This window comes from Actinoplanes sp. NPDC049265 (genome assembly GCF_043197135.1).
In the GTDB taxonomy this organism is placed as follows: domain Bacteria; phylum Actinomycetota; class Actinomycetes; order Mycobacteriales; family Micromonosporaceae; genus Actinoplanes.
Genome location: NZ_JBICSP010000008.1, coordinates 221,188 through 237,652, shown reverse-complemented (window position 1 = coordinate 237,652; position 16,465 = coordinate 221,188). Strand labels below are relative to the sequence as shown.

16 protein-coding genes are annotated in these 16,465 nt (G+C 72.6%); 3 read left to right on the top strand and 13 right to left on the bottom strand.

Translation table 11 applies throughout. The annotated features are described in order from the left end of the window. Positions 1-28 precede the first annotated feature (28 nt). Positions 29-604, bottom strand: a complete 576-nt coding sequence (locus tag ACGFIO_RS21265; RefSeq protein ID WP_392828007.1) for a TetR/AcrR family transcriptional regulator — start codon at positions 602-604, stop codon at positions 29-31. Between the two features lie 70 nt (positions 605-674). Here ACGFIO_RS21265 and ACGFIO_RS21260 point away from each other — a divergent pair, with 70 nt between their 5' ends. Further along, complete coding sequence (locus ACGFIO_RS21260; RefSeq protein ID WP_392828006.1) at positions 675-2,105, top strand: MFS transporter; 1,431 nt, start codon at positions 675-677, stop codon at positions 2,103-2,105. Between the two features lie 243 nt (positions 2,106-2,348). On the opposite strand, the gene ACGFIO_RS21255 is transcribed toward ACGFIO_RS21260, so the two are convergent. Continuing rightward, positions 2,349-2,984 carry a DUF402 domain-containing protein gene (locus ACGFIO_RS21255; protein ID WP_392828005.1) on the bottom strand — a complete coding sequence of 212 codons (636 nt, stop codon included), beginning with the start codon at positions 2,982-2,984 and terminating at the stop codon, positions 2,349-2,351. After that, positions 2,977-3,336, bottom strand: a complete 360-nt coding sequence (locus tag ACGFIO_RS21250; RefSeq protein WP_392828004.1) for a bleomycin resistance protein — start codon at positions 3,334-3,336, stop codon at positions 2,977-2,979. The genes ACGFIO_RS21255 and ACGFIO_RS21250 overlap by 8 nt, the downstream gene beginning before the upstream one ends. Positions 3,337-3,378: 42 nt before the next feature. Between ACGFIO_RS21250 and ACGFIO_RS21245 the strand changes: the two genes are divergently transcribed. Continuing rightward, entirely contained in the window at positions 3,379-3,501 is a 123-nt protein-coding gene (locus tag ACGFIO_RS21245) for a hypothetical protein (protein ID WP_392828003.1), read from the top strand. Positions 3,502-3,562: 61 nt separating this feature from the next. On the opposite strand, the gene ACGFIO_RS21240 is transcribed toward ACGFIO_RS21245, so the two are convergent. Further along, entirely contained in the window at positions 3,563-4,108 is a 546-nt protein-coding gene (locus ACGFIO_RS21240; protein WP_392828002.1) for a TetR/AcrR family transcriptional regulator, read from the bottom strand. 94 nt (positions 4,109-4,202) lie between these two features. Between ACGFIO_RS21240 and ACGFIO_RS21235 the strand changes: the two genes are divergently transcribed. After that, positions 4,203-4,934, top strand: a complete 732-nt coding sequence (locus tag ACGFIO_RS21235; protein ID WP_392828001.1) for an SDR family oxidoreductase — start codon at positions 4,203-4,205, stop codon at positions 4,932-4,934. 117 nt (positions 4,935-5,051) lie between these two features. Here ACGFIO_RS21235 and ACGFIO_RS21230 read toward each other — a convergent pair whose 3' ends face one another. The 9 genes from ACGFIO_RS21230 to hutH form a co-directional block, all read right to left on the bottom strand. After that, positions 5,052-7,223, bottom strand: a complete 2,172-nt coding sequence (locus ACGFIO_RS21230) for a protein kinase (RefSeq protein ID WP_392828000.1) — start codon at positions 7,221-7,223, stop codon at positions 5,052-5,054. Between the two features lie 308 nt (positions 7,224-7,531). Continuing rightward, positions 7,532-7,801 carry a YggT family protein gene (locus ACGFIO_RS21225; RefSeq protein ID WP_392827999.1) on the bottom strand — a complete coding sequence of 90 codons (270 nt, stop codon included), beginning with the start codon at positions 7,799-7,801 and terminating at the stop codon, positions 7,532-7,534. A 41-nt stretch (positions 7,802-7,842) separates the two neighbouring features. Further along, a complete protein-coding gene (locus tag ACGFIO_RS21220) occupies positions 7,843-9,111 on the bottom strand; it encodes a sensor histidine kinase (RefSeq protein WP_392827998.1) in 1,269 nt (422 codons plus the stop codon). Then, positions 9,108-9,785 (bottom strand): response regulator transcription factor, encoded by a 678-nt coding sequence (locus ACGFIO_RS21215; protein ID WP_392827997.1) that lies wholly within the window; start codon positions 9,783-9,785, stop codon positions 9,108-9,110. The genes ACGFIO_RS21220 and ACGFIO_RS21215 overlap by 4 nt, the downstream gene beginning before the upstream one ends. Before the next feature lie 24 nt (positions 9,786-9,809). Then, positions 9,810-11,069 carry a cation:proton antiporter gene (locus ACGFIO_RS21210; protein ID WP_392827996.1) on the bottom strand — a complete coding sequence of 420 codons (1,260 nt, stop codon included), beginning with the start codon at positions 11,067-11,069 and terminating at the stop codon, positions 9,810-9,812. Next, positions 11,066-12,349 carry a cytochrome P450 gene (locus ACGFIO_RS21205; RefSeq protein ID WP_392827995.1) on the bottom strand — a complete coding sequence of 428 codons (1,284 nt, stop codon included), beginning with the start codon at positions 12,347-12,349 and terminating at the stop codon, positions 11,066-11,068. Before ACGFIO_RS21205 ends, ACGFIO_RS21210 begins: the two co-directional genes overlap by 4 nt. Continuing rightward, positions 12,343-13,380, bottom strand: coding sequence for an alpha-hydroxy acid oxidase (locus tag ACGFIO_RS21200; protein WP_392827994.1), 1,038 nt, complete (start codon positions 13,378-13,380; stop codon positions 12,343-12,345). Before ACGFIO_RS21200 ends, ACGFIO_RS21205 begins: the two co-directional genes overlap by 7 nt. 3 nt (positions 13,381-13,383) lie before the next feature. Then, positions 13,384-14,940 carry an NAD(P)-binding domain-containing protein gene (locus ACGFIO_RS21195; protein WP_392827993.1) on the bottom strand — a complete coding sequence of 519 codons (1,557 nt, stop codon included), beginning with the start codon at positions 14,938-14,940 and terminating at the stop codon, positions 13,384-13,386. 10 nt (positions 14,941-14,950) lie between these two features. Next, positions 14,951-16,429 carry a histidine ammonia-lyase gene (gene hutH / locus ACGFIO_RS21190; RefSeq protein ID WP_392827992.1) on the bottom strand — a complete coding sequence of 493 codons (1,479 nt, stop codon included), beginning with the start codon at positions 16,427-16,429 and terminating at the stop codon, positions 14,951-14,953. Positions 16,430-16,465 lie beyond the last annotated feature (36 nt).

The window sequence follows — 16,465 nt, the reverse complement described above, 5'->3', positions numbered from 1 at the left end:
GCCGGCTTCCTGAACAGTTCCGCCCAGGTCAGGCCGCTGACCACGCGGCCGCGAACAGATTCATGATCTCGTCGACCGCGGCGACCGGGTCGGGCGCATCGCGGACCAGCGGATGGACGCCGAGCACGAAGCGGGCCAGCGCCCGGTCCGAGATCGTCACGTCGCCGGGCCGGCCCCGGTCGGCGGCGAGCGCGGCGGCCAGCGCGTCCGCGTGCCGCAACCACATCCGCGCCTCGTACTCGCGCAGGTCGGCCGAGTCGTTGACCATCCGCCAGAACGGCGACGACCCGTCCGCGGTGAACTCCCCCACCAGGGCGTGCAGCTCGGCCCGCAACGCCTCGGGCACCGACCGGCCGCTCGCCCGCCCGGTCAGCGCGCCGATCAACCGGTCCTGTATCCCCTGGTCGCGATCGAAGACCAGCGCCTCCTTGGACGAGAAGTGGGCGAACACCGTGGTGACCGCGACATCGGCCGCCTGGGCCACCTCACGGATCCCGACCGCGTCATAGCCCTTCTCCAGGAACAGCTGCAACGCGGTGTTGGCGATGGCCAGCCGCGTGGCGGCCTTCTTGCGCTCCCGGCGGCCCGGCTGCTGCTCACTCACGGCGATAACCCTATCAGTCCCGAAAAGCTACCCGTTTGGAAACACTAACGGTTAGGTTTATCGTGTGAGCATGACGACGCAACCTCAGTCGCTGAAAGCCGCGTGGGTCGCCCTCGCCGGGCTGTCCGCGGTGTTCCTGTTCGAGATGCTGGACAACTCGATCCTGAACGTCGCCCTGCCGACCATCGGCCGCGAACTGCACGCCTCCACCACCGCTCTGCAGTGGGTGACCGGTGCGTACGCGGTCGTCTTCGGCGGTCTCATGCTGGCCTTCGGCGCGGTCGCCGACCGGTTCGGCCGCCGCCGCGTGATGCTCACCGGCCTCGTCCTGCTCGGGCTGGCCAGCCTGGCCACCGCGTTCGTGACCAGCGCGGGCGAACTCATCGCGGTCCGGGCCACGATGGGCGTCGCCGCGGCCATGACCACGCCCGGTTCCATCGCCCTGGCGTTCCGCCTGTTCACCGACGACGGCCTGCGGGTCCGCGCGATGACCCTGATCTCGACCGTCGGGCTGGTCGGGCTGGCGGTCGGCCCGACGGCGGGCGGCTTCATCCTGGCCGTCGCCCCCTGGCAGGTCCTGCTCCTGGTCAACGTCCCGATCGCCGCCCTCGCGATCATCGGCATCCGGGCCGGCATCGCCGCCGACCAGCCGTCCGACCTGCACCGCGATCCCATCGACGGCCCCGGCGCCGTCCTCGGCACCGCGACGGTCGTGCTCGCCCTGGTCGCGCCGACCCTGTTCGTCAACGAGGGCACCGGATCATGGCAGCCGTGGGCGGCCACCGTCGCGGCCGTCGCGTCGGCCGTCGCCTTCGTCGTACGCCAGCGCACCGCCCGCCATCCGCTGCTCGACCTGAAGCTGGTCGCCCGCCCGCTGGTGTCGTCCGGGCTGGCCTACAAGGCGGCGACCGGGCTGGCTGTGGCCGGTCTCGGCTACCTGGTCACCCTTCAGCTGCAGCTCGACTGGGGCTGGCCGGCCGGGCTGGCCGCCATCGGCATGCTGCCGCAGGTGATCGTCCTGGTCGCGGCCGGCCCGTTCGTCAACCGTTTCGTCGACCGCGTCGGCCTCGACCGCGCGGCCTGGCTGGGCGCGATCGCCGTGGTGGCCGGGCTGGCCGTCTACGGCGCGCTCGGCCGCTACCACTACGTCTGGGTGGCGCTCGCCCTGGCCCTGGTGGCCGCGGCCATCCGCGTGGTCGGCGCCGTGGCCGGCGTCAACGTCCTGCGCGGCCTCCCCCAGAACCGCAGCTCGATCGGCGCCGCCCTGGTCGACACCGCGTCCGAGGTCACCTCCGCCGCCGGTGTGGCCGTCAGCGGCACCATCCTCGCGGCCATGTTCACCGGCACCATCGCCGCCGCCGACTGGACAACCCAGCAGACCCACGAGTTCCGCTCGGCCGTGACCATCGCCGCTCTGACCCTGACGGCCACCGCGGCGACCCTCGTCGTCTGGGGCTACACCCGCTCCCGCACCCCCACCCCCATCCCCGAACCCGCCTGACTCCCGCACCCCCGGCGCCAAGGCCGTCGGCCAGCCGCCAACATTGCCCGCTCCCGCCCCACCTACCACTGTCGATTCCAGTGGTAGCCCCGAGCGGCATCCAGGCCGCGAGCACCGTCCGGACCAACCACTGGCCTCGACAGTGGTAGGTCCGGGCGGTGTCCGGGGCGGGGGAATCGCTCGGGGCTATCAATGTGCGGGACGGTGGTGGGGCTGGGTCGGCCCACACGTAGCGGGTCCTGGTCAGGGGGTGGCCAGGTGGGGGTGGTTCCAGTTGGCGGGGAGGGTGACGGGCTCCCATGAGGGGTCGGGGCGGTAGTCGGTCCAGCGGCCGTCGAAGGGCGGCTCACCGGCGGCGGCCATGGCCATCAGGCTCTCCCCCGCGGCCCGGATCGACGGGACCTGGGCGGCGGTCCAGCGGCCGGGCGTACCGGTCATGGCCGCGAACTCGTCCTCGTCCTTCCACGTCGCCACCCGCGAAGGCGAGATCTGCACGTCCAGGGCGCGGTCGGACGAGTCGATCCCACCGGCCCAGCGGACCCGTGGCGACTCCAGGTTGCCGTACCAACCGGTGAAGCCGCCCGCCTCGTCGAAGAACCACCACACCGACCACTCGCCGACGACCGGGGCGAAGTGCACGACCCCGGGGCCACGCCACGTCGTCCGGTGATGCTGGAGGGGCGCGGTGGCCCGCTCGGACAACGGCAGGGCGCGCACCGAACGGCGGTCGGGCAGCAGGTATTCGACCTGGGGCGAGCCGGGCGCCACCCACAGCGTCGTCCCGCCGGCGTCGTCGGCGATCACCCGCCCGACCCGGACGAACCGGGCCACCCCGAACCGCCCGTACCGGATCATCGTGACGTCACCGTAGTCAAGCACGACGCTCACCGACCCGGTGCAGCGTGCCATCCGCGTCCACGTAGGAGAACTCGCGTACCCCCCAAGGTTTTTCCTCGGGTGGCACCAGATGCCCGCCCGGCGACCGCCCGGACCACTCGGCGAAAACGGCGTCCACGTCGTCGACGTAGAGGTAGACCATCGACGACGTGGACGCCGGATCGTGGCCGGGCGACTCGGCGAGGTGCAGGGACACCGCGTCACGGTCGGCGAAACCGTAGCGTTGGGGCCCGTCGTAGGCCCGTGCCGCGAAGCCCAGCCGCCGGTACCGGTCGAGCGCGGCATCCAGGTCGCGCACTGGCAGGATCGGCGCGATGCTCTCGAAGGCGGCCATCCCGGCAGCCTAGCCGCGTGCGGTGTCAGCATAATGTGCGCCGTGACACGGGTCCGACTGAGCGCCGCGCTCCTGCTGCTTCCGCTGGCGGCCTGCGTGGTGCCGTCGCCGGTGGCGTGCCCGAGCGGTGTGCCGCCTCGCCCACGACGACCGTGGCGCCGGTGACGCGCAGCTTCAAGCGCGCTCTGGACCACGCCGCGGCCCCGGCTGGACCGCGAAACACGGCCTACGGCCTCAGGCCGCTCAGGACGATCGATCGCAGGCGGGGGGCGCGGGCCGAACGCTCGCCCGGTGTGAGGTTGGACAGATAGCCGATCAGCAGGACGACGTCGCGCGGGTCGACGTCGGCGCGGACCGTGCCGGCGGCCCGCCCGGCGGTCAGCAGCAGGTCGAGCGCCTCGCCGATGCGGTGGTGGCTGTGCTCGGTGGCGTCGGCGCGCATCGTGGTCTCGACGGCGGCGAAGACGCCCTGCTTGACCCAGGCGTACTCCTCGACCCGCTCCAGCCATCGGGCCAGCGCCTCGCCCGCGGGCAGTTCCCGGACCAGGGTCGCGGCCTCGTCGCACATCTCGTCGACGTCGCGTCGGTAGACCTCGAGCAGCAGCGCCTCGCGGGTCGGGAAGTGCCGGTACAGCGTGCCCTGACCGACCCCGGCGGCCTTGGCGATCTCGTTGAGCCGGATGTCGCCGAGCCCGTCCGCCTCGCTCACGACGTCGCGGGCCGCCAGCAGGATCCGGGCCCGGTTCTCGGCCGCGTCGGCGCGTGGGGGCATCGTCACATCCTCTCCGCTCGCATAACCGGACACGTGTCCGCTACGGTCGAGGGAAGCGGACACGCGTCCGCTTTCATCCTGAGGAGGGTACGCCATGGCACAGCACGTCGTCGCGATCACCGGCGCCAGCAGCGGAATCGGGGAGGCGACCGCCCGGGAACTGGCCGGCCGCGGCTCGGCCGTGGTGCTGGGCGCCCGGCGTACCGATCGCCTGGAAAAGCTCGCGAACGAGATCCGCGCCGCCGGCGGGCAGGCCGCCACCCTGGCCGTCGACGTCACCGCCCGCGCCGACCTGGACGCGCTCGTCACCCTGGCCGTCACCGAGTTCGGCCGGCTCGACGTGCTGGTCGGCAACGCCGGCATCAGCAAGATCGGCCCGGTCGCCGACCTCGACGTCGACGGCTGGCAGGCGATGATCGACGTCAACGTGCGCGGTGTGCTGCACGGCATCGCCGCCGCCCTGCCGGTCTTCGAACGCCGGCGCCGCGGCCACTTCGTCACCACCGTCTCCACCGCCGGCCTGAAGATCACGCCGACGATGGCCGTGTACGGCGCAACCAAGAACGCCGTACGCACCATCCTCGAAGGTCTGCGCCAGGAGTCGACCGAAGGCTGGCTGCGCACCACGTCGGTGTCACCCGGCTACGTCCGCACCGAACTCGCCGACAGCATCGACGACCCCGGCCTGCGCGAGCAGATCCGCACCAACATGGACCGCTTCGCGCTCGACCCGGCTGCGGTCGCGCGGGCCATCGCGTTCGCCATCGAACAGCCCACCGACGTCGAGATCGGCGACATCACGATCCGCCCGGCCAGCCAGGACTGACCGTCCCCGCCGGCGGTTCCCCGCGACTCGGCTCGACCACATGCCGCCGTGGGTGCCGAGGTGTTCCTCAAGTCACCCACCAGCGCACCGCCCGGGAACGGCGGTGCGACCCGGCGGCTAAGGCGTGTGACTGACCCGGGTGAACGACTGGGTGGAACTGTCGTCGTCGCCGTAGATCGTCATGCGGGTCTCGGAACACGTGTACGGCCCTTTGTTGTCACCGTTGCCGAGGTCGCCGCCGAACTGGCGCTTGCCCTCGCGACGCATGACGAAAGTCAGCTGACCCGCGTACTCGCTGAAGTAGACGGTGCTGCCGCGGGTCTCGACGTGGTACTTGATCGTGCCGCGGATGGTCTCCTCCCACTTGCGGCCCTTGACTGTCGCGGTCAGCGGTTTGAGACCGGCGTGGCTGTCGATCGCCCGGCCATCCGGCCAGATCTTGGTGGTGGCGCCGCCGGTGCTGGTGAAAACCGCCTCGACGCCGTTCATCGGCTCGTTCTTGACCTGCATGGAGATCATCCGCCAGGAACCGACCAGGCAGGAGTCGAGCAGCGGGTTGGCCGGTGCCGACGGCTTGGCCGGGGCGGCCGAGGGAGCTACGGCCAGGGCGGCGGCGCCCTGGCCGGTGTTCTCGGTCCGCGGGTCGGGAGTGTCGCCGTGCGGCCAGGCGAACCAGAGGACCGGGGTGGCGACGGCTACGGCTACGGCGGCGCCGACCGCGGCCAGGACCCTGCTGGACACCGGGCGGCGGGGGTTGCCCTCGAGGGCGGCGGGGGTCATCGGGACCGGGCGCGGCTGCCTCGGGATCGGCGCCGCGGCGGGCGCGGTTCCAGGGGGCGGGAAGGCGGTGGGCGCGGTGGTGGGCACGGTTTCGGCGATGGAGGGTACGGGGGCCCAGGGATCGACCGGCGCGCGGAGCGTGGGCTCGGTGGCCGTCGGCTCCGAGCGGCTGGCGGCGGCGGTTGGCTCGGGCTTGACGGCGGCGGTTTCGGTCTCGTCGCCAGGGTCGGCGGTTACCGTCTCGGCCTGGTCCGGACTGGAGGCCGGGACGGTCGGGTGTTCGGGCTCGGCCTGGTCCGGGCTGGACCTCGCGACGGTGGGGCGGTCCGACCCGGAATGATCCGTGCTGGACGTCGGGTCGGCTGGCTGGGCGGGAGCTGGGGCGCTCGGGTAAGTGCCGTTCGGGGCGCTTGGGTGGCCGGGTGGTGGGGCGCTCAGGTGGGTGGCGTTCGGGGCGCTTAGGTGGCCGGGTGGTGGGGCGCTCGGGTGGGCGGCGGTTGGGGCTTCCTCGGGGAAGACGGCTGCGGTGGGCGGCTCGGGGGTGTCGAGCGAGGTGGGGGCGGCCAAGGTGGGTGGCGGGGCCACGGCGGTGGGGTCGCGGTCGGGGTCGGCGGGGCGGGGCTTGCGGGACTGGGGTGGCAGGAAGCGGGACAGGCCGCGGCGGGGGGCGGGGGGCGTACCCGGATCGGCGGTTTGGGCCGCCTGGACCAGCAACGGCAGGGCCTGGTCGGAGGTCAGCCGGCGCTCGGGGTCCTTTTCCAGCAGGCCCTTGACCACGGCCCAGAGGCGGCCGCCGTGCGCCGGCGCCTCGGGGCGGGACGACAGGATCGCGGCGATCGTGGCCTGCGTGTCCTCGCGGTGGAACGGGGAACGGCCGGTCATCGCCTGGTAGAGGGTGACGCCCAGCGCCCACAGGTCGGCGGCGGCGGTGGCCGGCTTGCCGTTGATGCGTTCCGGCGGCATGAAGGCCGGTGAGCCGACCATCTGGCCGGTCACCGTGATCTGGGTGGCGTCGTCGAGGGCCGCGATGCCGAAGTCGGTGAGCACGACCCGGTCGGTGTCGAGCAGGATGTTGGCCGGTTTGACGTCGCGGTGCAGCACGCCCTGCCGGTGGGCGGCCCGGAGCGCGCCGAGGACCCGGACGCCGATCTCGGCGGCGCGGTGCGCGGAGACCAGGCCGGCCTCGCGGATCAGGTCGGCCAGCGACTGGCCGGCGACCAGTTCCATCACGATCCACGGGCGCCCGGCCTCGGTGACCACGTCGTGCACGGTGATGATGTCGGGGTGGCGCAACCGGGCGGCGGCCTGCGCCTCGCGTAACGCCCGGCGGACCAGCGGGTCGCCCGGGTCGATCGGGCCCTCACCAGCGCCCGGGAAGTAGATCTCCTTGATCGCGACATCCCGGCCGAGCAGCTCGTCGTGCGCTTCCCAGACGGCGCCCATCCCACCCCGGCCCAGCCGCCGGACCAGTCGGTAACGCCCCGCCACGATCCTCGTCCCGCCGGCCATGCCGCGCAATCTACCGCCCTCTCCCCGATCGGCCGCCCGCGGTCCAGCGTGCGACCCGCGGTCAAGCCAACCCACGACGGCAGAGGCCGCGACGGAGAAGAGGGTCGATGACAGGCGGGCCGAGGCAGGCGGGCCGAGGCAGGCGGGCCGAGGCAGGCGGGCCGAGGCAGGCGGGCCGAGGCAGGCGGGCCGAAGAGCGGTTGGCCGAGAAGTAGGGGCCTGAAGGCACGGGCCGGAGGTGGACGCGCGGGACACGGCAGTGGCAGGGCGGGAACGCCACCCACCCTGCCACTGCGGGCGCGGTGGGGTCAGATGAAGGAACGGATCAGCGTGATGGTGAAGAAGACGACGATGAAGGAGAGGTCGATGCCCACGCCGCCGAGGCGGAGGGGCGGGAGGACGCGACGGACGGGGCCCAGGACCGGCTCGGTCACGGTGTAGACGCCGCGGGTCAGGCGGGAGCGGAACGAACCGGGCATGCTCGGGCCGGCCAGCGCGACGGACCAGTCGAGGATGGCCCGGGCCACCAGCAGCAGCTGGAACAGCAGCAACACGAAGCTCACGAGGGCGAGCAACAAGGGGTCTCCTTCGTCGGAACTGACCTCCAACTATGCGCCGGCTAGTTGTGAGAACGCTGAGTCGGTGCTGAGGGTTTCACCGGTACGGACAACGGGAGCCGCACCGTGAAGGTCGCGCCGTCGCCGGGCCGGCCGACGGCCGTGATCGTGCCGCCGTGGCCGGCGACCACCTCGCGCAGCAGCGCCAGGCCGAGGCCGAACCGCCGTTCGTCGCTGCCGCCGCGGTGGAAGCGGTCGAAGAGCCGGTCGGCGCCGGACGGGTCGAACCCGTCGCCGGTGTCGGCCACCACCAGTTCGACGTGGTCTCCGGCGGCGGCCACGAACACGGCCACCCGGTCGCCCGGCCCGGTGTGCCGCAGCGCGTTGGTGACCAGCTCGCCGACCACCCGCCGGAGCGCCGACTCGATTCCGGCGACCAGCAGCGGCCGGTCCGGCCGGGTCAGCGTGAGCAACACGCCCTGTTCGGCGGCGCGGTCGACGTCGGCGGCCACCTCTGTCTCGGTCAGCGCGGCCAGGTCGACCGGCACGGTGGGGCGGGAGGCGGGGCCGGCGGCGAGGCGGGCCGAGAGCAGCAGTTCGTCGACGATCTCGCCCAGCCGCCGGGTCGCGCCGACCAGTCGCTCCAGCTCGGCCGACTGGTGGGACGGGTCGGCGCGGCCGAGCCGGCGGGCGATCAGCTGGGCCCGGGTGTGCACCTGGGCGATCGGCGTACGCAGCTCGTGGCTGGCGTCGGCCACGAACCGCCGCTGCCGGGTGAGCGCCTCGGCCAGCGGCCGCACCGCCTGCTGCCCGACCACCATCGCGGCCAGCGCGGCCGCCACCAGTCCGGCCAGCGCGGCCAGGGCCAGGGCGACGAGCAGGTGCCGCCGGTCGGCCAACTGGTAGCGGGCGTCGAACACCACCTGCACGACCTCGTCGCCGCGGGGCTGGGTGCGTACGTGATAGACGGTTTCGCCCCGCGGCACCGCCGTGAGCCGCACTCCGCCGGGAGCCGCCGCGTCCATCTCGGCGAGCAGCGGGAATCCGGATGGCGCGGCGGTCCCGACGGTGGTGAGCGCCCCGTCGCGCCGGACGAACTGCCACACGCAGCCGGGCGGCCCGGACGGGTCGGCGCTGACCACGGCCGCGGCCAGCTCGCGTTGGATGAGGTTTTCCTGCGAACGGACCAGGGCGAGGTACGCCACGCCGCCGACCAGCACGACGCAGGCGCACACGATCAGCCCGACCACGACGCCGACCCGGAGCCGGGCCCGGCCGACGACGGCGAGTTCGTCGGGGTCGAGTTCGCGGGGCGGCCGGACGATTCTCATGCCAGTACCCCCAGCCGGTAGCCGAGCCCGTGCACCGTCTTGACCACGCCCCGGCCCAGTTTGCGCCGCAGGTAGTAGACGTAGGTGTCCACGATCGACGCTGCCGCGGCCTCGTCGAAGACGCGCCGCCGCAACTCGTTGCGGGAGTGCACCGCACCGGGCCGGGCGGCCAGCACCCGGAGCAGCTCGAACTCCCGCGCGGACAGTCCGACCCGGGTGCCGTCGGCCAGTTGCACGTCGCGCAGGGACAGGTCGAGCAGCCCGGAGCCGATGCGCAGCGCGTCGGCCGGTTCGGGTACGCGCCGGCACAGGGCGCGGACCCGGGCACTCAGCTCGTCCAGGTCGAACGGCTTGACCAGGTAGTCGTCGGCGCCGCCGTCGAGCCCGGCGATGCGGTCGCCGACGGTGCCGAGGGCGGTGAGCATCAGGGCCCGGGCGGGGCAGGCGCGGGCGCGCAGTTTGGTGACCAGGGCGAGCCCGTCGAGGGCGGGCAGGATCCGGTCGACGACCAGCACGTCGTAGTCGCGGGTCAGTCCCAAGTGGAGGCCGCGCTGGCCGTCGGCGGCGTCGTCGACCTCGTAGCCCTCGTCGGCGAACGTCTCGGTCAGCATTTCCCGCAGCTCGGCGTCATCCTCGACCAGGAGGAGTCGATGCGATCTGCCAGCGCCCAGCACAGATAGACAATCGCACATATCCCGTCATACTTGAACCTCTGAGTTTTGACGTGGCAAAGAGTCTGACTTCTCGCGGCGTTCGATCCAGCTCAGCAGCGGCGTCGTCATGATCGTGGTGACCAGGGCGACGAGAACCAGGACGGTGAACATCGCCCGGTCCACGATGCCCGCCTCGAGGCCGACGTTGAGGGCGATGAGCTGCATCAACCCGCGGGCGTTCATGAGGGCGCCGACGCGCAGCGCCACCGCCTGCGGTTCACCACGCCGGCGGGCGGCCAGCCAGCAGGCCCCGAACTTGCCGACGATCGAGAGCGTCACGCAGGCGATCGCGAAGAGCAGCACCCTCGGATCGGAGAGCAGGCCGAATTCCGTACGCAGGCCGGAGAAGGTGAAGAAGAGCGGCAGGAACACGGTCGAGGCGACCGGGGAGACCGTGTCCACGACCTTTTCGGCCCGGGGCACGTGCGGCATCAGCACCCCGACGACGAAGGCGCCGAAGACCGCGTAGAGCCCGATCTCGTCGGTGTACCAGGCCACCAGGAACAGCAGGGCGACAGTGGCGAGCAGCCGGGTGCGTTCGTCCAGCCGGTCGCTGCCGACGAGCGCACCGGTGACCCGCCGGCCGAGAAACAGGGCGACGGCCCCGAACAGGATCGCCCCGGCGACGGTGATCACCGCGTCGGTGAACACGCCAGAGGCGAACGCCAGCACCACGGCCAGCGCGATCCACGCGACCGCGTCGTCGATCGCGCCGCTGGCCAGGGCGATCGAGCCGTGCCGGGTGCCGGCGTGTCCCCGCTCGGTGATGATGCGGGCCAGCATCGGGAACGCGGTGATGGCCAGGGCCACCCCGACGAACGCGGCCAACACGCCGACCGGCACCCCGGCCGGACGCAGCGGCACCAGGCGGTCGGTGGCGAGCACCAGGCCGACGCCGAGCACCAGCGGCACGGTGATGCCGGCCAGCGACACGGCGCCCGCCGTCCCGCCCAGGCCGGTGATCCGGTGGCCGCTGAACGCGTACCCGGCCTGGAACATGAACAGCACCAGGCCGACCTGGCCGACCACGTAGAGCACGGGCAGCAGCGGCGCCGGGAACAGCGCGTCCTGCACCGACGGCAGCAGCAGGCCCAGCAGCGACGGCCCGAGCAGCACGCCGGCCAGCATCTCGCTGACCACCGGCGGCTGGCCGGCCTTGCCCAGCAGCCAGGTGACCAGCCGGCAGAACAGCAGGATGACGGCCACCGCGATGAAGAATCGCGGGGCCAGTTCGGTCGGTGTCACCGGATTGCCTCCTCGAAGTAGCGCGCGCACAGCCGCTGCCGGCGGGCGTCGATGACCATGTACGTGCCGAGCACGAGCTGGACCACGCTGCGGCCGGCGTCGGCCCAACGGTCGCGGATCCGCAGCCGGGCCAGCCGCGCGGACGTCGGCGGCCGGGCCGCGGGTGGGGTGAGATAGGCCGGTCCGCGGGACGGGAGAGAGCGGGTGTGCGCGGCCGATGACACCGGCGTGAAGTGCCGCAGGACGGTACGGACGCAGGCCCGCAGCATCACCGGCGCCGACCCGCGCGCCGGGCAGGCCCGGTTGGCCGTGACGCCGAACGGGATGAAGTGCGCGTCCGTCCGCCGCAGGGTGAGCCACCGGCCCGGCCGGAAGTCCGGATCGGCCGCCGCGCCGGTGCGCTGGAAGGCCAGGTAGTTGAAGAGGAGCACCGAGCCGGCGGGCAGGACCCGGCCGGACGGCAGCACGATCTCACCCGAGGTGATCCGGTGCGCCACGCCGAACAGGGGATGCACGCGCAGCGTCTCGTCGATCACCCGGTCGATCGCGTCGTCGTCGTCGAGCGCGGCCATCAGCTCGCCGCGCACGTCGTCGTGGGAGGCGATGGCCAGCAGGATGTGGGCCGTCGCCTCGGACATCTGCACGACCGCGGTGTTGAAGAACGCCCCCTGCACGTACCAGGCCGTCTCCCGCGCGGTGAACGGCGCCGGCAGGGTCACCGGGCAGGTGCCGCCGGCGATGCGGCCCAGCAGGTACCGGGTCAGCCGGTCGCGCCGGTCCATGTGCCGCAGCCGGATGCCCTTGAGCGCGCTGACCACGTCGTCCGCGTTGGCCACGATCATCGCCCGCACGTCCGGTGGGCAGCGCGTGCCGAAGACCAGCTCGTAGTAGACCTCGGCCCAGACCGGCATCATCAGGTCGCGCAGCCGCACCAGGGTCGTCCGGTCCCGCGGGAGGCCGGCCAGGATCCGCCCGGTGGCCGCGGCGGCCAGATCGGAGGAGCGCTGATGGGGTACGGCGAGCACCCGGCGCGTGGTCCGGGCGACGGTACGGTAGCGCTCCCCCGGCTCGAGGTGTTCCTGGTGCATCTGCGGCCCGGGCGCCAGCCAGTACCAGAACAGGTCACTGAGGCCCGCGCCCCGGCTGCGGCCGTCGGCGGCCGGGTGGGCGTACACCAGCTCGAAATCCTCGGCGCCGACCTGCGGGCCCGGCACCGGAACGCCCTCCTCGCCGTTGACCCGCGCGAAGATCCACTCCCGCAGCCGGACGACGGTCAACATCCGGCGGACACCACCATCGACGGGTCCAGATCGGCCGGTGTCCGGGCCCCGGCCAGCGCCAGCACGTGATCGAGATCGGCTCTGAGGAGATCGAGCACGTCGCGTACGCCCGCGGCCCCGCCGGCCGCGAGCCCCCACAGCACAGGCCGCCCCACCAGCACCGCGTCCGCGCCCAGGGCCAGAGCGACGAGCACGTCGGCGCCCCGGCGCACGCCGCCGTCGAGCAGCACCGGCACCCGTCGCCCCACAGCCCGGACGACGGCCGGGAGCGCGTCGATCGTCGCGACGGCCCCGTCGAGCTGGCGTCCGCCGTGATTGGAAACGATCAGCCCGTCCACCCCGGCCTCGACCGCGGCCGTCGCGTCGGCCGGGTGCAGCACGCCCTTGACCAGGATCGGCAGGCCGGTCACGCCCCGCAGCCAGGTGACAATCTCCCAGCCGAGCGTGCCGTCCATAGCGATCGGCTGCACCCGGCCGGTCTCGTCGCGCATGTTCTCGCAGGCCAGCCCGGCCGGCAGGTCGTGGAAACGGTTGCGCTGGTCGCGTTCACGGCGGCCGAGCACCGGCGAGTCGGCGGTGAGCACCAGGGCGCGGCAGCCGGCCTTCTCGGCCCGGCGCACCACGTGAGCGGTGAACGCGCGGTCGGGCTGCGGATAGAACTGGAACCACAGCGGGCCGCCGGCCTCGGCGATCCGCTCGACCGGTTCGGTGGCGGCCATGCTGACCGTCAGCACCGTTCCGGTTCCGGCCGCCGCCCGAGCCGTGCCGGATTCGCCGTCCGGGTGCGCGAGCCGGTGGAAGGCGGTCGGTGCGATCAGGACGGGCGTGGCCGACAGGGCGCCGGGCAGAGCGGTACGCAGATCGCGCGACCCGGTCGAGCGCAGGACGCGCGGCACGATCCGGCGGCGTTCGAAGGAGGCCGTGTTGGCGAGCAGGGTGCGCTCCTCCCCCGCCCCGCCGGCGAAGTAGTCCCAGTGCACCGGGTCGAGGGTGCGGCGGGCCCGTTCGGCCAGGTCGGTCAGCGTCCGCACGGCTCAGCCCTCGGCGCCGCTGAGGCACCGCCGCACGAACTCGACCAGCGGTTTGACGTGCACCTCGGGGCGGTTCCACTCGTTCTCGAGGTTCTCGGCCAGGTGATGCGTGGCGACCAGCGCCCCCTCGCGGTGGTAGCGGACGACCGGGTGCAGGTAGGCGGCGTCGTGGGCGCGGCTCGGGTCGTCCTGCTCGATCCGGTTGATCGTGACGTCGAACGGGTCGACCTGGTCGTGGCCGGGGCCGTATTCCAGGGTCACGGCGAACGCGTGGTCGTAGTCGTGGCCGGCGCTCCCCAGGCCGGTCTCGGCGAAGTAGGCGACCGGAACCTCCTCGTGGTGCCGGGCCTCGCTCCGCGACACGGTGACCACGTCGGCCAGGAACCCGAACTGCTGCCACAGCCCGGAGCTGCGGTTCACCCGCTCGATGACGGACCCGGCGATCGCCTCCGGCACTGGGTCATGGGTGGCGGACGGCCAGGGCCGTCCGGCGTACTTCCGCTCCAAGATCTTGTGAAGCGCCCGCACCGCATAGCGGAAGCCGTGGATGAAACCGCTCGTCGATTTCTTGAAATCGCGTTGCTGGGTGATCGTCCCGGCGAAATAGAGGCCGGGTACGTTGACCGACTCCCATTCCGGGGTCTGCGCGGGGAACCGACCGTTGACGGCCAGTCGCGGGCGGCACGACTCGTCGAAGATGCTCGCGTCGAACGCGAATCCGGTGCAGGCCAGTACGCGGTCGTAGCGCAGTTCCTTGAGCACCTCGCCGGACCGGGTGAACCCGAACGTCACCAGGAATCCGTCGCCGTCGCGTTCGATGTTGCGGACGTGGCCGTCGAGCACGGCGTTGGCCGACTTGAGCTGATAGGTGTCGAGGAAATTGTTGTTGACGGCCCGCAGATGACCGACGTAATGCGTACGCCAGGCGAAACGCACCGAGTGCGGCCCGGCCACGTGAATCTGGGTGGTCGTCTCCATCAGCGCGTCGGCGGTCTCGAAGGCCGAGTTGCCCTTGCCGATGATGAGCACCCGCTGATCGACGTAATCGCGCGGGTCGACCGACATCTCGGTGTAGTTCTCGGCCAGCTCGTAGCCGGGGATGTCCGGCCGGTAGGGAATCGAGACACCGGTGGCCACGACGACCCGTTTCGCCTCGATGTCGCCGTTGACGACGAAGACACCGTCCCGCCGGGCGATCGACGTGACCCGGTTGTTGTAGCGGACCTTGACGCCCGTGCGGCCGGCGAAGTCGGCGAGATACCGGACCATCACGTCGGCGTCCGGGAAATAGCGCTCGGTGTAGCGGGTAAGCAGCAGATCGGGGTCGTCGGAGAGCAGCGAGTTCCAGTCCAGCCGCAGATTGAGTTCCTCATCGGCGGTGCCGGTGTGTGGCTTGTTGATCGAGATGAGCTGCCGGTGCCGCGGGAACCGGGTGAAGAACGCCCCCGGCCGGTCGGCGCCCTCCAGGACCAGATAGTCGCTGTGCCCGGCCGCTTCCCGCAGCGCCGCGAGCTGGAGACCGGCGGGCCCGGCCCCGATGATCAGATAGTCGATCGTCACGGTCGGGACGCTAGGGAACATAACTCAGAGAAATTTCAGCCGCGATGCGCACGTCGGCCTCCAGCGGGCGGTCCGGGTCGATCGGCGGGATCGCCGCGGCCAGGCGGTCGTACAGCCCGGCGCAGGCGGGGGCGGTCGGGATCCGGGCCCCGGCATGTACGGCCTGCCGCAGCCCCAGCGCCAGCGACCCGGCGATCAGCCGCAGCAATCCGGCCTGGTCCAGCGCGCGCAGGGCGGCCTGGGTCCCGAGCGGAATCACGTCCTGGTTGTGCAGGTTGGTCGGCACGCTCTGCACACTGGCCGGGATCACGTCCCGGCGGATCTCGGTGACCAGCGCGGTCGACGCCAGCTGCACCCCCTGCAGCCCGTGCTGCTGTCCCGGGCCGGCGGCCAGCATCGGCGGCAGGCCGGTGTTGCGGTGCGGGTCGACGAGCAGGTCGAGCTGGCGTTCGGCCAGGTTGCCGAGCTGGGCGATGACCATGGTGAGCAGATCGGCGGCGAAGGCGGCGGGCTGGCCGAAGAAGTTGCCGCCGTGCCGGACCACGTCGTCGTCCGGGAAGAACAGCGGGTTGTCGCTGACCGCGCCGAGGTCGGCCGCCACGACGTTGTCGATGTGCGTGAGGGCGTCCTCGGCCGCTCCGAGCAGCTGCGGGGTGCAGCGGATGCTGTAGGGCTCCTGGAGCGGGCGGTTACCGGTGGGCGTAGTCCCGGTCAGCAGACGGCGCATCGACGCGGCGGACTCGCGGGCGCCCGGATGGTTGTAGCGGTCGATCAGGCGGGGGTCGAGGAACTGCGGGTCGCAGCCCAGCAGATCGGACAGCAGGCAGGTGAGTCTCCGCAGCGCCCGGTGGACGGCGCGGGTCTCCAGCAACGCGAGCCCGAGCGCGGCGGTCGTCACGGACGTGCCGTTGACCAGGGCGAGCGCGTCGCGACCGTCCAGCGGCAGCGGTGTCAGACCGGCCTGGGCCAGGGCCTCGGCCGCGGGCATGCGCTGGTCGCCGAGGTACGCGTACCCCCGGCCCCGCAACGCCTGGGCGGCCGCGCCGAGCGGAATCAGGTCCCCGCTCGCCCCCACCGAGCCGTAGCGCGGCATCACCGGGGCGAAGTTCGTGCCCAGCATCGCGATCAGCGCGTCGACCACGTGCGGCGAAACCCCCGACGCGCCCTGAGCCAGCGACCAGACCCGGACCAGCATGGCCGCGCGGGCCACCCCGGGCGGCAGGTCCGGGCCCTGACCGGCGCCCAGATGCGCGAGCGTGTTGTCGGCCTGATCGGCCAGGTCGGCCCGGCCGGCGTAGCCGACCAGCGCCCCGAAGCCGGTGGTCGCGCCGTACACCGCGCGGTCGTCGCCCAGCGCCTTGCTCAGGAACGCGCGCGAGGCGGCCACCCGGTCGCGTACCCCGGCGCCGGCGTTCACCGTGGCCGGGGCGGCGACCGCGGCCAGGTGGGCGGTGGTGAGCGGGGCGCCGAGATCGATCCGTGTCGTCATGGCCGCACGCTAGACACGGTTTCTCAGAACGCTCTG

What these genes read in the sequence shown, in the direction of transcription:
- ACGFIO_RS21260 (WP_392828006.1), top strand. Translation starts at nt 675, where the DNA reads ATGACGACGCAACCTCAGTCGCTGAAAGCCGCGTGGGTCGCCCTCGCC.
- ACGFIO_RS21250 (WP_392828004.1), bottom strand. Translation starts at nt 3,336, where the DNA reads ATGGCCGCCTTCGAGAGCATCGCGCCGATCCTGCCAGTGCGCGACCTG.
- ACGFIO_RS21240 (WP_392828002.1), bottom strand. Translation starts at nt 4,108, where the DNA reads ATGCCCCCACGCGCCGACGCGGCCGAGAACCGGGCCCGGATCCTGCTG.
- ACGFIO_RS21235 (WP_392828001.1), top strand. Translation starts at nt 4,203, where the DNA reads ATGGCACAGCACGTCGTCGCGATCACCGGCGCCAGCAGCGGAATCGGG.
- ACGFIO_RS21230 (WP_392828000.1), bottom strand. Translation starts at nt 7,223, where the DNA reads ATGGCCGGCGGGACGAGGATCGTGGCGGGGCGTTACCGACTGGTCCGG.
- ACGFIO_RS21220 (WP_392827998.1), bottom strand. Translation starts at nt 9,111, where the DNA reads ATGAGAATCGTCCGGCCGCCCCGCGAACTCGACCCCGACGAACTCGCC.
- ACGFIO_RS21205 (WP_392827995.1), bottom strand. Translation starts at nt 12,349, where the DNA reads ATGTTGACCGTCGTCCGGCTGCGGGAGTGGATCTTCGCGCGGGTCAAC.
- hutH (WP_392827992.1), bottom strand. Translation starts at nt 16,429, where the DNA reads ATGACGACACGGATCGATCTCGGCGCCCCGCTCACCACCGCCCACCTG.